Below are 14,103 nucleotides of genomic sequence, written 5' to 3'. Positions count from 1 at the left end.
AGGAATGATCCCGCTGTCGTTCGCGCAACGGCGCATGTGGCTCCTGCACCAGCTGGAGGGGGCGTCGGAGACCTACAACATGTCGGCGGCGTTCCGGCTGACCGGCCCCCTGGACGAGGCCGCCCTCGTCACGGCGATCAGCGACCTGATCGAGCGGCACGAGATCCTGCGCACCACGTATCCGGCGGACGGCGACGGTGAACCCCACCAGCGGATCCTGTCGATGACCGAGGTGTCACCGCAGGTGCCGGTGCGCGACGTGACGCCCGCGGACGTGGCCGGCGCCGTCGACGAGGCCGTCGCCCACCGGTTCGACCTGGCGGCCGAACTCCCGGTCCGGGCGACCCTGTTCCGCTGCTCTCCCCGGGAACACGTCCTGGTCCTGGTCGTCCACCACATCGCGATGGACGGCAGCTCGGGCGCGCCGCTCGTGCGGGACCTGGCCACCGCCTACACGGCCCGCCGTGACGGCCGGTCACCGGAGTGGGAGCCGCTGCCCGTCCAGTACAAGGACTACACGCTGTGGCAGCGCGAACTGCTCGGCGACATCGACGACCCGGGCAGTCTCGCCGCGCGGCAGCTCGACTACTGGCGCACGGAACTGGCCGGGGTGCCGCAGCCGCTGACGCTGCCGCTGGACCGGCCGCGCCCGGCGGAGGCGAGTTCGCACGGCGACACGGTCGACTTCGCCGTGGAGCCGGCGGTGGTGGCGAGGCTGGAGAAGCTCGCCGCCGAGCGCGGGACGACCATGTCGATGGTCCTGCAGACGGCCCTCGCCGTGCTGCTGCACAAGCTCGGCGGCGGCGACGACGTGACGATCGGGAGCCCGGTCGCCGGGCGGACCGACGAAGCGCTGGACGATCTGGTCGGGTTCTTCGCCAACACCCTGGTGCTGCGTGCGGACCTGTCGGGCGACCCGTCGTTCACCGGCCTGCTCGCGCAGGTCCGGGACAAGGCGCTGACGGCCTACGAGCACCAGGACCTGCCGTTCGAGACGCTGGTCGAGGCGATCAACCCCGACCGCTCCGCGGCGTACCAGCCGCTGTTCCAGGTGATGTTCGCCTGGCAGAACTTCGAGAGGCGGAACCTCGAACTCGCCGGGCTCGACGTGGAGTACGAGCAGGCCCTCACGTCGACCGTCAAGTTCGACCTCTTCTTCAGCATGGCCGTGGACGACTCGGGGACGCTGCGCGGCGACCTCCAGTACGCGACCAGGCTGTTCGATCGGGACACGGCCGAGGCCATCACCACCCGCTTCGCGCGCGTCCTGGACCAGCTGGTCACCGACCCCGACATGTGCGTCGGAGACGTCGATGTGGTGGACGAGGACGAGCGCCGGTGGCTGCTGCATGGGGTGAACGACACCGTTGAGCCGGTGTTGGAGCCGGGTTTGGTGGGGTCGGTTGCGCGGTGGGCGTCGGTGTCTCCGGACGCGCCCGCCGTGATTGGCGAGGCGGGGTCACTGTCGTTCGGGGAGTTGGAAGCGCGGGCCAACCGGCTGGCGCATTGGCTGGTCGATCGTGGTGTGGGCCCGGAGTCGCTGGTGGCGGTGTGCCTGCCGCGTTCGGTGGACCTTGTGGTCGCGTTGCTGGCGGTGCTGAAGGCCGGGGCGGCCTATGTGCCGATCGATCCGGACCATCCGCGTTCGCGGATCGACTACATCATCGGTGATGCCGATCCGGTGCTGGTGCTGGACGGCGACGTGGAGTGTTCTGAGTTCCCGGACACGGCGGCGGAGGTGGCCGTCTCACCAGAGAGCACGGCGTATGTGATCTATACGTCGGGGTCGACCGGCAATCCGAAGGGTGTGGCGGTCTCGCGCGGCGCCCTGGAGAACTTCCTGGCCACGATGAGCCGGCGGGTCCCGTTGTCGCCCGAGGACCGGCTGCTGGCGGTGACGACGGTCTCGTTCGACATCGCGGCCCTGGAGTTGTTCCTGCCGCTGATCTCCGGTGCGGCCGTGGTGCTTGTGGAGCGGGAGACGGTCGCTGATCCGTCCGCTGTGGTGGCCGTTGCGAAGCGGCATGAGGTCACGGTCGTGCAGGCGACGCCGGCGTTCTGGCAGATGGTGCTGATGCAGGAGACAGACGCCGCTAAGGGTCTGCGTGTCCTCGTAGGTGGCGAGGCCCTGCCCGTGCCTCTTGCCGAGGCGCTGGCCGATCAGGCGGTCGAGGTGCTGAACGTCTATGGCCCGACGGAGACGACGATCTGGTCGACGATGGCGCAAGTCGAGGCTGGGTCGGGTGTGGCGATCGGGACGCCGATCGGCAACACCCAGGTGTACGTGCTCGATGCGCGGTTGCGGCCGGTCCCGCGTGGGGTGGCGGGGGAGCTGTACATCGCCGGTGACGGGCTGGCCAGAGGCTATTTCGGTCGTTCGGCGCTGACATGCGGCCGGTTCGTGGCGTGTCCGTTCGGTCCTGCCGGTGCACGGATGTACCGCACCGGCGATCTGGTCCGATTCGCTGGCGACGGTCGGCTGGAGTACATCGGCCGTACCGATTTCCAGGTGAAGGTCCGCGGGTTCCGGATCGAGCTGGGCGAGATCGAACACGTACTGGCTCAGCACCCCGGGGTGGCACAGGCCGCAGTGGTGGTCCGGGAGGCCCGGGAGGGCGACAAGCGCCTCGTCGGCTATGTGGTACCCGATCCGGACACCCCCGCTGATGTCGACGTCCAAGTGGACGAATGGCGCCAGGTCTACGACGACGGTTACACCGATTCCGGCGATGAGGCGCTGGGTGAGGACTTCCAGTTGTGGCGGTCGTCGTATGACGGTGAGCCGATTCCGCGTGCGGAGATGGTGGAGTGGCGGAACGCGGCGGTGGCGCAGGTGCTGGCTTTCGCGCCGCGACGGGTGCTGGAGATCGGTGTCGGCTCTGGTCTCCTGCTGGCGGAGATCGTCGGTGAGGTGGAGGAGTACTGGGGCACTGATATCTCGGGCACGGTGGTGGATCGCGTCTGCGGGCAGGTGGAACGGGCGGGATTCGGTGACCGCGTCCGGTTGAGCGCGCAGGCCGCCGATGACGTTTCGGGGCTGCCGGGCGGCCACTTCGACACGGTGGTGTTGAACTCGGTGGTCCAGTACTTCCCCAGCGCCGGCTACCTGGAACAAGTGCTGGACGCGGCGATGGGGCTGCTGGCGTCGGGTGGTCGGGTGGTGGTGGGTGATGTCCGCAACGCGGTGACGCATCGGGTGTTGCTGGAGGCGGTGCAGCGTGCGGCGCATCCGCATGCTTCGGAGGAGCAGTTGCGGACGCTGGTGGAGAAGGCGGTGCTGGCCGAGCGGGAGCTGGTGGTCGCACCGCAGTGGTTCACCGATTGGGCCCTGCAACGCGGCGTCGCGGTGGACATCCGGCTGAAGAACGGCAGAGCGCACAACGAGCTGACCCGCCACCGCTACGAGGTCGTTCTGCACAAGGACCCGGCCGACGTCCTCGACCTGACCGGCGCGCCGGCGCTGGCGTGGGGCCGGGAGGTGTCCGGGCTGGACGAACTCGACGGTCTGGCCCGCCACGCAGACCTGGCGGACGGCCCGGTACGGGTGACCGGGATACCCAACGCACGCCTCGCCGAAGAGGTCCCGGTCATCGGCGACCCGCTCGATCCGCAGGAGTTCGCCGACTGGGCGCGGCGGCAGGGGAGGGACGCGGTCCTCACCTGGTCCGGCGACTCCGTCCACGCCTTCGACGCGGTGCTACTGCCCCCGCCCCGGTCGGGCCACCGGATCGTCTCCGGTGGGTTCGTCCCCCACGGCAGCGGCACGGGCGGGACGATCCGCGTCAACACCCCGGCCCTGGCGAGCTCGATCGGCCCGCTCCTCTCCGAGCTGCCCGGCTACCTGCGCGAACGCCTCCCCGACTACATGGTCCCCGCCACCCTCGTCCCGCTCTCGCAGATCCCCCTCACCCCCAACGGCAAGCTCGACCGGCGGGCACTGCCGTCGCAGCATGCGAGCGTCGGGAGCAGCCGGGAGCCGCGCAACCTGACCGAACGAACGCTGTGCGCCCTGTTCGGCGAGCTGCTCGGCCTGGAGGGCGTCGGCATCGATGACGACTTCTTCGCGCTCGGCGGGCACTCGCTCCTGGCGGTCCGGCTCATCGCCCGCATCAGGGAACGCTTCGGGACCGACGTCCCCCTCAGGACGGTCATCAAGTACCCGACGGTGGCGGAACTGGGCACGCTGATCCTCGCCAACAGCGTCCCCCAGGAGCACGCCGACCCGTTCGGGGTCGTGTTCCCGCTGAACGGCGATCCCGGAACGGGGAAGCCTCCCGTGTGGTTCTTCCACACCGGAGGCGGGCTGAGCTGGGCGTACTTCAGCTTCGAGCCGTATCTGCGGGACCGGCCGCTCTACGCCCTGCAGTCCCGCGGCCTCGACGGCGAGGGCACGCTGCCGGGGTCGGTGGAGGAGATGGTCGACGACTACGTCACCGAGATGCTGGAGATCCAGCCGGACGGGCCGTTCCACCTGATCGGCTGGTCGTACGGCGGGACCGTCGTGCACGCCGTCGCGGACGCGCTCGACCGGCGCGGCCACGAGGTCGCCTTCCTCGCCATCCTGGACTCGCTGCCGGGCCACGAGTTCAAGGAGCAGGCCGGCCGGGACCGCTCCGAGTTCCGCAAGGAGCTGGAGGACTTCCACAAGCAGTTCATGAACGTGGGCGACCAGGAGGGCCTGCTCGACGCCATGTCGGAGGTCCTGACCAACAACATGCACATCATGGCGGAGTTCGAGTCGCCGGTGTACCGCGGCGACGTGCTGTATTTCAACGCGGAGATCAAGCCCCCGGGGGTGCTCCAGGGATCCTGGGCGCGCCTGTGGCGGCCGTACGTTCTCGGCGCCCTGGAGGTGCACGACGTGCGCGCCACGCACTTCGACATGCACATGCCCGGGCCCGCGGCCGAGATCTTCGAGGTCATCACCCGCCGGCTGGGGGCGATGTGACCGGGAACCGAAACGGAGTTGCTCAGGTGAAAGCCACGTTGTTGTGCGTGCCGTTCGCAGGAGCGGGGGCGTCGTTCTTCCATCCGTGGCGGGCACTGTCCGCCGACCGGTGGCGAGTGGTGCCGTTCGAACTGCCCGGCAGGGAGCGGCGGCTGCTGGAGACGCCGTACCGGAACGTCGTCGAAGCGGCCAAGAGCGAGGTCGACGGCGTCATCGAGGCGCTCGGCGAGGGGGCGCGGACCGTCCTGTTCGGGCACAGTCTGGGCGCGGTGCTCGCCTACGAGCTGGCGCACCTGCTGAGGGCGCGCGATGTGCCGGTCGAGCGGCTGGTCGTCAGCGGTTCTCCCGGCCCCTGGACGCAGCGCGAGCGGCGGGCGACGGGGCTCCCGGACGAGGAGTTCCTCGCCCGGGTGGAGGAGTTCGCGGGCTTCCGGCACGAGGCGCTGGACTACCCGGAGATGCGCGAGATGATCCTGCCCGTCCTGAAGGCCGACTGCGAGATGCACGAGAACTACGTTCCGAGCACGGACGAGCCCCTGCCGGTGCCGATCTGCTCGGTCCGGGGCGCGTCCGACGGCCTGGTCAGCGCCGACGGGGCCCGGGAGTGGCGGGACGCGACCACGGGCGCGTTCGGCTACGCCGAACTCCCGGGCGATCACATGTACCTGGTCGATCACGCCGCCGAGGTGCTGGACCTGATCGAGGCGGAGTCCTCCGGCGGTCCGGGCCGGAACGGCGGGGTGGGCCGATGACCGGGGTCGAGGCAACGCCGTCCGTCGCCGTGTTCGGGGCGGGCGTGATGGGGGTCGGCATCGCCGCCCTCGCCCTCGGGCGGGGGGTGCCGGTCACGATCGTGGACGTGGACGAGGAGCGGCTGGGCACGGCGCGCGAACGCGTCCGGGCCGAGCTCCGCCTCGCGCACATGATGGGCGCCCTCCCGCGGACCGGTCCGGCCGGTGAGCTGCGGCTCGCCGGCTCCGCCTCGGCGGCGGCGGACGCGACCTGGGTGATCGAGGCGATCACCGAGGACGCCGAGCTGAAGGCGGCGGCGCACCGGGAGATCGCCGCCGCGGTCGCGCCGGGCACCGCGCGGATCACCAACACCTCCTCCATCCCGGTGGACGAGCTCGCCGGCCGGGTCCCGTCCCCGGCGGACCTCGTGGGCGTCCATTTCATGAACCCGCCCTACCTGATCGGCACGCTGGAGGTCGTGCGCGGGCCGCGGACCGGTGAGCGGGCCATGGCGGCCGTGAAGGAGCTGCTCTCCGTGCTGGACCGGAAGGGGATCGTGGTCGGCGACGGCCCCGGCTTCGTCACCAGCCGCGTCCTGCACCGCATGATCAACGACGCGGCGAACGTCGTCGCGGAGGGCCGGGCCACCGTCGAGGACGTCGACGCGCTGATGGAGGGCTGCCTCGGGCACCCGACCGGTCCGCTGCGGACCGCCGACCTGATCGGGATCGACAACCTCGTCGACTCGCTGACGGTGCTGTACGAGCGCACCGGGGACGAGGGCTGCCGCCCCAGCGAACTGCTGCTGCGCAAGGTCGCCGAAGGCGACCACGGGCGCAAGACCGGCCGCGGCTTCTACGAGTACGGGGTCCGCTGATGGCCGGGCAGGTGGAGCTGAGCGAGCGGCTGCTCGACTACGTGCGGTCGGTGTCGCTGCGCGACGACGCGGTCCTCCGCGACCTGGTCGCCGAGACGGCGGCCATGCCGCCGCTGCACGCCATGGTGACGATGCCGGAGGAGGGGCAGCTGCTCGCCCTGCTGGTCGGGCTGACCGGGGCGGGCCGGGTGCTGGAGATCGGCACGTTCACCGGCTACAGCACCTTGTGCATGGCGCGGGCGCTGCCGCCCGGCGGCCGGATCGTCACCTGCGACATCAACGCGCGCTGGACCGCGGTCGCCGAGCGGTACTGGGCGCGCGCCGGCGTCGCCGACCGGATCGAGCTGCGGCTCGGGGACGCCGCGGAGACCATGGCGAAGCTGCTCGCCGAACGCGGCCCCGGAACGTTCGACCTTGTCTTCGTCGACGCGGACAAGACCGGCTACGCGCACTACTACGAGCAGGCGCTCACCCATCTGCGGCCGGGCGGCCTGGTGGTGCTCGACAACACGCTCTTCTTCGGGCGGGTCGCCGATCCCGAGGCGGACGATCCCGACACCGAGGCCATCCGTGCGCTCAACGCCTCGCTGCACGGCGACACGAGAGTCGACCTGTCGCTGCTCGTGATGGCGGACGGGATCACGCTGGCCCGCAAGAACACGACGAGCTGAGAAGGGGTTCGGCCCATGACGGAATCGACGACCGCCCCATCGGCCGCTGAGATCGAGCAGCGGATCGGTGCGTTCCTCGAAGTGAAGACGAAGGTGACGTGGGAGCGGGAGGTGGACCTGTTCGCCTCCGGGGCGGTCTCCTCGCTCTTCGCGATGGAGCTGGTGGTGTTCGTGGAGGGGGAGTTCGGCGTCACCGTGGAGGGCGCCGACCTGGCGCTCGACAACTTCCGCACCCTGCGGTCCATGAGCGCTCTGGTCACCCGGCTGCGCGGCGGCGACGGTGCTTGAGACCCTGACCGCGCTGGTCACCGACACGGTCGGCGACGCCGCGGGCGCGTGGGACGTGGCGGGCGAGATCCCGGTCCCCCTGCTGCGGGCCCTGGGCGCGAAGGGCGTGCTGTGCGCCGAGGCGGCCCCGGAGTTCGGCGGCCCCGGCCTGTCCGGCGCCGACAACGGGGCGCTCACCGCGCACACCGGTGCGCTGTGCAGCTCGCTGCGCAGCGTGATGACCTCGCAGGGGATGGCAGCCTGGACCGTCCAGCGGTTCGGCGACCGGGGGCAGCGGGCCGAGTTCATCGGCCGGCTCACCGGCGGCGACCTGGCCGCGGTGGCGTTCAGCGAGCCGGGCGCGGGCAGCGACCTCGCCGCGATGACCACCGAGATCCGGCGCGACGGCGACGAGATCGTCGTCGACGGCGCCAAGACGTGGATCACTGTCGCCGCCTACGCCGACTGGATCGTCGTGTTCGGCCGGTACGCGGGCGCGGGCGGCGTCGCCGTCGTGCCCGCCTCGGCGCCCGGCGTCCGCGTGGAGCGGGTGCCCGAACCGCTCGGCTGCCGCGCCGCCGGGCACGCCGCCGTGACCCTCGACGGCGTGCGGCTGCCCGCGGGGAACCTCCTCGCGGTGGCCGGGCAGCCGGTCGTCATGCTGACCACCATCGCCCTGGCGTACGGGCGGCTGTCGGTGGCCTGGGGATGCGTCGGCATCCTGCGCGCCTGCCTCGCGGCCGCCGCCCGGCACGCCCGGACCCGCGAGCAGTTCGGGAAACCCCTCCTGCAGCACCAGCTCGTCGCCCGCCACCTGGCCGAGCTCTACACCGCCGAGCGGACCGCGACCTACGCCTGCGAGCAGGCCGCCCGCAGCCGGGACGAGGGGTCGCCGGAGCAGGTGCGCGCGGGCGTCCTCGCCAAGCACGTCGCGGCCGGGAACGCCGCCCGCGGCGCGGCGTCCGCGCTGCAGGTGCTCGCGTCCGCCGGCGCGTCCGGCGGGCACGTCGTGGAGCGGGCCTACCGCGACGCGAAGCTCATGGAGGTCATCGAAGGCAGCAGCGAGATCTGCCAGCTGATCCTCGCCGAGCACGCCGCCGCGGCGGCGTGCTGACCGACCCGACGGGAGCGGACGTGTCCGAAGCGCAACCGATCGTGAAATGCCTGGTCTGGGACCTCGACAACACGCTGTGGAACGGCACGCTCGCCGAGGACGGCCGCGTCGAGGTCGACGACGCCGTCCGCAAGGTCGTCATGGGGCTCGACGCGCGCGGCGTCCTGCAGGCCGTGGCGAGCCGCAACGACCACGACGAGGCGTGGGCGCGGCTCGAGGAGCACGGCCTCGCCGACTACTTCGTCCTGCCGCACATCGGTTGGGGCCCGAAGTCGGAGTCGGTGCGCAGCATCGCCGAGCGGCTGAACTTCTCGCCGCGGACCGTCGCGTTCATCGACGACCTGCCGAGCGAGCGCGCCGAGGTCGCCTACCACCTGCCGGACGTCCGGTGCTACCGGGCCGAGCAGGCCCGCGACCTGCTCGACCTGCCCGAGTTCAGCCCGCCGGTGGTGACCGTCGACGCGCGCCGGCGCCGCGAGATGTACCGGGCCGGGTTCGAGCGGGACCGGCAGCGCGAGCGCTTCCAGGGCGCCGACGAGGACTTCCTGCGCTCGCTCGGCCTGGAGATGCGCATCGCCGACGCCGGTGAGGAGGAGATCACCCGGGTCGAGGAGCTGACGCTGCGGACCAGCCAGATGAACGCGACCGGCGTGCACTACTCGGACGCCGCGCTGCGCTCGCTGCTGTCCGACGAGGCCCACGACGTGCTGGTGGTCTCGATGGCCGACCGTTTCGGGCCGCACGGCGCCGTCGGGGTCGTGCTGGTCGAGAAGGCCCCGGGGGCGTGGCGCGTCAAGCTGCTGGCGACGTCGTGCCGGGTCGTCTCGTTCGGTGCGGGCGCGGTGCTGCTGCGGTGGCTCACCGACGCCGCGGCGCGGGCCGGGGCGCACCTCGCCGCCGACTTCCGGCGCACCGAGCGCAACCGGATGATGGAGGTGGCCTACCGGTTCGCGGGCTTCACCACCGCGGACTGCGCCTGCCTCGCCGCGTTCTCGCCCGCCGAGGGCATCCAGTGCCTCCACCTGGAGCCGGCCAGGCAGGACCCGCCGGCGACGATGCGGGTCTTCGCCCCGGCCCCGCACGTCGGCGGGGCGCCGGTGGAATGGCTGTAGCGCGCGCTCGCCTCACCCGGGAGCCGCCGCGCCGGGGCCGCCGGTGTCCCGGCAACGGGACATCGGTTCTCTTCCGGCGGTGACAAGTGCCCTGACCTGGAGTTGAAGAGATGAAATGAGGCGGCCCCGGAAAGACGGTTATATTTCCCGCCCCGATAGGGGAAAGTGGAGGCATGAGCAGTGGCTCGGCGATCACAGCTTCAGGGCTGCGAAAAGCGTTCGGTGACAAAGTCGTGCTCGACGGCATAGACTTCGAGGTCGCCGCCGGATCGGTCTTCTCCATGCTCGGCCCGAACGGCGCCGGCAAGACCACGACCGTGAACATTCTCGCGACCCTGTCGAAACCCGACGCAGGTACGGTGCGCGTGGCCGGCCACGACGTGGTGAGCGAGACCAGGAGCGTGCGCGCGGCCATCGGCGTGACCGGCCAGTTCGCCGCGGTGGACGAGCTGCTGACGGGCCGCGAGAACCTGAAGCTCGTGGCGGACCTGAAACGGGTGCCGCACGGCGGGCGGGTGGCCGCGGAGCTGCTGGAGCGCTTCGACCTGGTGGACGCGGCCGACCGGATCGCCTCGTCCTACTCCGGCGGCATGCGCCGGAAACTGGACCTCGCGATGACGCTGGTCGGCGCCCCGCGGATCATCTTCCTCGACGAGCCGACCGCGGGACTCGACCCGCGCAGCAGGCGCACCATGTGGGGGATCGTCCGCGAGCTGGTCGCCGCGGGCACCACCATCTTCCTCACCACCCAGTACCTGGAAGAGGCCGACCAGCTCGCCGACCACGTCGCGGTGCTCGACCAGGGGCGCCTGGTCGCCCAGGGCACCCCCGAGGAGCTCAAGCGGCAGGTGCCCGGCACCCATGTCCAGCTCAGGTTCGCCGGGCCCGACGAGCTCGCCGCCGCCGCCCGGGTGCTGGACGGGTCCGCGCCGGACGTCCAGGAACTGACCCTGCGGGTGCCCGGCGACGGGGACTCCGCGTCGCTGAAGGCCCTGCTGGACCGGCTCGACGAGCACGCGATCATCGCCGAGCGGTGCACCGTGCACACCCCCGACCTCGACGATGTCTTCCTCGCCCTGACCGGGCGCACGAGCGCGGAGGCGAGCGCACGGTGAACGGTGTGGCGGCGGCCCTGGCGGACTCCTCGATCATGTTGCGCCGCAACCTGAAGCACAGCGTCCGCAACCCCCTCGTGGTGTTCAACGCGGTCCTGGTCCCGATCGGGATCATGGTGGTGTTCGTCAAGGTGTTCGGCGGCGCCTTCAGCGTCGGCGAGGACTACATCGACTACGCGACGCCCGGGATGATCGTGATGGCCGTCAGCTACGGGCTGGTGTCCACCGCGACGGCCGTCAACGACGACATGACCAAGGGCATCATCAACCGCTTCAAGGCGATGGACGTCTCCCGCGGCGCCGTGCTGACCGGGCAGGTCGTCATCACGACGGTGCGCTCGCTGGTCGCGATCGCCGCGATCGTCCTGGTGGCGCTGCCGATGGGGTTCAGCCCGCACGCGAGCGTGCTCCAGTGGCTCGGCGTCCTCGGCCTCGTCGTCCTGCTCACCGTGGCGGCCAGCTGGCTCGCCGTCGCGCTCGGCCTGGCCGCGAAGACCGCCGAGTCGGCGGGCATGGCCGCCGTGCCGCTGATCATGCTGCCGTTCCTGAGCAGCGCGTTCGTGCCCGCGGACACGATGGGCGCCGGCCTGCGGCAGTTCGCCGAGTACCAGCCCTTCACCCCGATCATCGAGACGCTGCGCGGGCTGCTGGCGGGCCACCCGTCGGGCGGCGACGCCGTCGCGGCCGTCCTCTGGTGCGTCGCGCTCGCCCTCGCCGGGTACGTGTGGGCGGTCTCGCTGTTCAAGAAGCGGGCCTGACGAACGGCACGTCCGATAACACCGGGGCGCCTTCCGGTGTTCTTTCGCGCTGCCCCGAATAAGTCGCGTCCCGACCTTTTTCATTTCCCGCGCCGCGATGCGCGTCAACCCCTGTCCGGACTGCGCCCGCCCGACGTCACCAGCGCACGTTCGGAAAAGCCGTTCGAGGGACACTCGATTCACCCGTTCGAATGATGTGTCTCGCCGGCGGGACAGCGGAAAGGGCTGGCAATGGAATCGACGCCGCAGGTGCACCGGCGCGGTGGGCAGGACGAGGCCGCGCCGCCGAGCGCGCCCGCATCGCTCGTCGCGGAGATCTCGGCGCTGTGGGCGGAGCACCTCGACGGCCGCGACGTCGGCCCGGACGACGACTTCTTCGCGCTCGGCGGCAACTCGCTGATCGGAATCAAGATCATCGAGCGGGTGGGCCGGGAGTACGGCGTGGAGCTGTCCGTGCGCGACTTCTACCTGGCGCAGACGCCGGCGCGGGTCGCCGGGCTGGTCGAGCGGGGGAGGGCACGGACGTGAGGCTGACGCCGGGCCCGGCGCGCGACGTCGACCTCGACCGCGTCGACCTGTTCGACCTGGACCTGTACTCGGCGGGCGACCCGCACCCGATCTGGGACGTGATGCGGGCGAGGGCGCCCCTGCACCACCAGGTCCTGCCGGACGGCCGGGAGTTCTGGTCGGTCACCCGCTACGACGACGTCTGCCGCGTCCTCGGCGAGCACCAGCGGTTCACCTCGGAGCGCGGGACGGTCGTCACCCACCTCGGGGTGGACGACGTCGCGGCGGGCACGCTGCTGACCTCCACCGACCCGCCGCGGCACACCCTCGTCCGCCGGGCCATCGGCGCCAGGCTCACGGCCCGCGCGGTCGCGCCGTGGCGGGAGCGGATCCGGCGGGCGGTCGAGCGCTTCCTCGAACCGGCCCTGGACGGTGGCGTGTTCGACCTGGCGGAGCGGGCGCACCGCCTCCCGATGCTCGTCGCGGGCCCGCTGCTGGGGATCCCCGAGCGGGACTGGGACGAGCTCGTCCAGCTGACCGCGATGGTGACGGCCCCCTCGGACCCGCACTTCCGGCACGGCAGCGAGGCCGCGACCCTGGCGATCGCCCACCACGAACTCGTCACCTACGTCAAGGAGTGGGCCGCCCGGCGCAGGTCGGCGGGCGGCGACGACGGCAGCCTGCTCGACCACCTCATGACCGTCCGGGTGGCGGGCGCGCCGCTCACCGACGAGGAGATCGCCCTCGACGGCTACAGCATCCTCCTCGGCGCCAACGTGACGACGCCGCACACCGTCTCGGGCACGGTGCTCGCCCTCATCGAGCGGCCCGAGCAGTTCGGGAAGGTCCAGGCCGACCCGTCGCTGGTCCCGAACCTGGTGGAGGAGGGGCTGCGCTGGACGTCGGCCGCCTGCAACTTCATGCGGTACGCGGTGGACGACGTCCGCATCGCCGGCGGGACGATCCCGGCCCGCGGCGCGGTCGTCGCGTGGATCGGCTCGGCCAACCGCGACGAGTCCCAGTTCGCCGACCCGCACACGTTCGACGTCACGCGGAACGCGAGCCGCCAGGTCGCGTTCGGTTACGGGCCGCACTACTGCGTCGGGGCGCCGCTGGCCCGGCTGACCCTCCGCGTCTTCTTCGAGGAGCTCCTGCGGCGCTTCGGGTCGATCGAGCTCGGCGGCGAACCGCAGCACCTGCGGTCGTACTTCATCGCCGGGATGACCCACCTGCCCATCGTCGCCGGGGAACGGACGGCGCCATGACCGCCGGTGCCGCCGGCGCGCCGTGGTTCGTCCGGCCGCCGTCCCCCGACCGCGCCGCCCGGCTCCTGTGCTTCCCCTACTCCGGTTCGGGGGCGTCGGCGTTCAGCGGCTGGCCCGCCGCGATCGACGGCGTCGAGGTCTGCCCGGTGCAGTTCCCCGGCCGCGAGAACCGGCTGGGCGAGCCCCACTACGGCACGTACGGGAAGCTCGCGACCGCCCTGATCGAACCCCTGACACCGCTGCTCGACCGCCCGTACGCGTTCTTCGGCCACTGCGCCGGCGCCCTGCCCGCGTACGAGACCGCCGTCCGGCTCGCGAGACTCGGACTGCCCGGCCCCGAATGCCTCGTCGTATCGGGCCAGCCCGCCCCGCACGACGCGGCGCTCGACCGGATGCTCACCATGACCGAGGACGAACTGCGCGCCGAGCTGGAGTCGGTCATCCGCGGGCGCGGGATCGACCCGCGCCCGGACATGGTCGAGCTCGGCATGGTCGTGCTGCTCCGCGACCTCGCCGCCGCGCGCGAGTACCGGCGGGCGGAGCCGGTCGCGGTGCCCTGCCCCATCCTCGTCCTGCACTGGCGGGACGACCCCGACGTGAGCCTCGACCAGCTCGGCGGGTGGCGCCGCTACGCCGACTCCGTCGAGGTCCGGGTCGTCGACGGCGGCCACCACGACTTCATGAACGCCCCGGACGACCTGATGAAGCTGCTGACCTCTTGGCGATGAGAACGGTGC

At 71.7% G+C, this 14,103-nt stretch carries 12 protein-coding genes; all 12 read left to right on the top strand.

The features are described 5' to 3' along the window. Positions 1–4: 4 nt before the first annotated feature. The 12 genes from ACGFI1_RS23750 to ACGFI1_RS23695 all read left to right on the top strand — a co-directional run bounded on the left by ACGFI1_RS23750 (position 5) and on the right by ACGFI1_RS23695 (position 14,094). Entirely contained in the window at positions 5–4,948 is a 4,944-nt protein-coding gene (locus ACGFI1_RS23750; RefSeq protein ID WP_392787918.1) for an amino acid adenylation domain-containing protein, read from the top strand. 47 nt (positions 4,949–4,995) lie between these two features. Next, positions 4,996–5,700, top strand: a complete 705-nt coding sequence (locus tag ACGFI1_RS23745) for a thioesterase II family protein (RefSeq protein WP_392787916.1) — start codon at positions 4,996–4,998, stop codon at positions 5,698–5,700. Then, a complete protein-coding gene (locus ACGFI1_RS23740; RefSeq protein WP_364551263.1) occupies positions 5,697–6,557 on the top strand; it encodes a 3-hydroxyacyl-CoA dehydrogenase family protein in 861 nt (286 codons plus the stop codon). Before ACGFI1_RS23745 ends, ACGFI1_RS23740 begins: the two co-directional genes overlap by 4 nt. Then, the gene (locus ACGFI1_RS23735; protein WP_392787914.1) at positions 6,557–7,228 is read left to right on the top strand and encodes an O-methyltransferase; all 672 of its coding nucleotides are present in this window, start codon (positions 6,557–6,559) and stop codon (positions 7,226–7,228) included. Before ACGFI1_RS23740 ends, ACGFI1_RS23735 begins: the two co-directional genes overlap by 1 nt. 15 nt (positions 7,229–7,243) lie before the next feature. Continuing rightward, positions 7,244–7,516 carry an acyl carrier protein gene (locus tag ACGFI1_RS23730; protein WP_386873337.1) on the top strand — a complete coding sequence of 91 codons (273 nt, stop codon included), beginning with the start codon at positions 7,244–7,246 and terminating at the stop codon, positions 7,514–7,516. Beyond that, positions 7,509–8,609: an acyl-CoA dehydrogenase family protein gene (locus ACGFI1_RS23725; RefSeq protein ID WP_392787912.1), complete on the top strand. Its 1,101-nt coding sequence runs from the start codon at positions 7,509–7,511 to the stop codon at positions 8,607–8,609. Before ACGFI1_RS23730 ends, ACGFI1_RS23725 begins: the two co-directional genes overlap by 8 nt. Positions 8,610–8,629: 20 nt before the next feature. Next, the gene (locus ACGFI1_RS23720; RefSeq protein WP_392787910.1) at positions 8,630–9,721 is read left to right on the top strand and encodes an HAD-IIIC family phosphatase; all 1,092 of its coding nucleotides are present in this window, start codon (positions 8,630–8,632) and stop codon (positions 9,719–9,721) included. 173 nt (positions 9,722–9,894) lie between these two features. Next, positions 9,895–10,836 carry an ATP-binding cassette domain-containing protein gene (locus tag ACGFI1_RS23715; protein ID WP_392787908.1) on the top strand — a complete coding sequence of 314 codons (942 nt, stop codon included), beginning with the start codon at positions 9,895–9,897 and terminating at the stop codon, positions 10,834–10,836. Then, on the top strand, positions 10,833–11,594 hold the full coding sequence (locus ACGFI1_RS23710; protein ID WP_138640339.1) for an ABC transporter permease: 762 nt from the start codon (positions 10,833–10,835) through the stop codon (positions 11,592–11,594). The genes ACGFI1_RS23715 and ACGFI1_RS23710 overlap by 4 nt, the downstream gene beginning before the upstream one ends. Before the next feature lie 231 nt (positions 11,595–11,825). Next, positions 11,826–12,122: a phosphopantetheine-binding protein gene (locus tag ACGFI1_RS23705; protein WP_138640340.1), complete on the top strand. Its 297-nt coding sequence runs from the start codon at positions 11,826–11,828 to the stop codon at positions 12,120–12,122. Then, positions 12,119–13,366 (top strand): cytochrome P450, encoded by a 1,248-nt coding sequence (locus tag ACGFI1_RS23700; RefSeq protein WP_392787905.1) that lies wholly within the window; start codon positions 12,119–12,121, stop codon positions 13,364–13,366. The genes ACGFI1_RS23705 and ACGFI1_RS23700 overlap by 4 nt, the downstream gene beginning before the upstream one ends. Next, the gene (locus tag ACGFI1_RS23695; protein ID WP_392787902.1) at positions 13,363–14,094 is read left to right on the top strand and encodes a thioesterase II family protein; all 732 of its coding nucleotides are present in this window, start codon (positions 13,363–13,365) and stop codon (positions 14,092–14,094) included. Before ACGFI1_RS23700 ends, ACGFI1_RS23695 begins: the two co-directional genes overlap by 4 nt. Positions 14,095–14,103: the final 9 nt, after the last annotated feature.

It is taken from the genome of Actinomadura geliboluensis, from assembly GCF_043197915.1.
GTDB lineage: Bacteria > Actinomycetota > Actinomycetes > Streptosporangiales > Streptosporangiaceae > Spirillospora > Spirillospora geliboluensis.
Note: the sequence above shows the minus strand (reverse complement) of the source record. Positions and strands in the feature narration are given on the sequence as shown.

Excerpts from the sequence above, each read along its gene's own strand:
- ACGFI1_RS23750 (WP_392787918.1), top strand. The coding sequence starts at position 5 with ATGATCCCGCTGTCGTTCGCGCAACGGCGCATGTGGCTCCTGCACCAG.
- ACGFI1_RS23740 (WP_364551263.1), top strand. The coding sequence starts at position 5,697 with ATGACCGGGGTCGAGGCAACGCCGTCCGTCGCCGTGTTCGGGGCGGGC.
- ACGFI1_RS23735 (WP_392787914.1), top strand. The coding sequence starts at position 6,557 with ATGGCCGGGCAGGTGGAGCTGAGCGAGCGGCTGCTCGACTACGTGCGG.
- ACGFI1_RS23730 (WP_386873337.1), top strand. The coding sequence starts at position 7,244 with ATGACGGAATCGACGACCGCCCCATCGGCCGCTGAGATCGAGCAGCGG.
- ACGFI1_RS23715 (WP_392787908.1), top strand. The coding sequence starts at position 9,895 with ATGAGCAGTGGCTCGGCGATCACAGCTTCAGGGCTGCGAAAAGCGTTC.
- ACGFI1_RS23705 (WP_138640340.1), top strand. The coding sequence starts at position 11,826 with ATGGAATCGACGCCGCAGGTGCACCGGCGCGGTGGGCAGGACGAGGCC.
- ACGFI1_RS23695 (WP_392787902.1), top strand. The coding sequence starts at position 13,363 with ATGACCGCCGGTGCCGCCGGCGCGCCGTGGTTCGTCCGGCCGCCGTCC.